The organism is Streptococcus suis, assembly GCF_002960625.1.
Classification (GTDB): domain Bacteria; phylum Bacillota; class Bacilli; order Lactobacillales; family Streptococcaceae; genus Streptococcus; species Streptococcus suis_T.
In genome coordinates this window covers 1-539 of sequence record NZ_POJH01000060.1, presented here as the reverse complement: position 1 = coordinate 539, position 539 = coordinate 1, and the positions used below count along the sequence as shown (strand labels likewise).

Sequence of the window (539 nt, the reverse complement as noted above, 5' to 3'; positions counted from 1 at the left end):
TCTAGGGTTTGGATGGATTGAAGAAAAGGCTTGAGTGTACGAGTGTCAGTTGGATTCGGAAACAGTCCGTAAGCTAAGGCAAACTGGCTGTTTGTGCCAAGTTGGAGGTTGTAACCAGGCTTGAGCTGACCATTCTTCATATGATCTTCTTTCATCCGCATGAATGTTGCATCGTGATCCGTTTTAGAATAGGAATTTCGCTCTTGTAGAATCTGTTTATCTCGTTCGTACTTCTGTTTCCGAACAAGAAAATCTTCTTTCACCTTTCTCTTGAGTTTCTTAATTCTTCTCCGTTTCTGTCTGTTGGCTGATCCACCTTTAATGACTTTCGGCTCTTGTGAGATAGCTTCTTCCACCTCGTCCAATACTTGTTCGGTTTCTTGTAGGAGTTGGTTTAGTCCCTCGCTAGTGAGGCATTCTTCCTTGGACAAGGCAGTATTCACCCCTTCTTGAACTAGCTTGTCATAAAGGGCAGAAATGTTTCCGTTCAAGGCATCTTCATAGCGTTCAACGGCCTTTTTCCACGTGAAAGAATACTT

1 pseudogene is annotated in these 539 nt (G+C 43.0%); it reads right to left on the bottom strand.

The features are described from left to right. Positions 1–539, bottom strand: a pseudogene (locus C1G49_RS10980) (IS5/IS1182 family transposase); the annotation flags it as partial.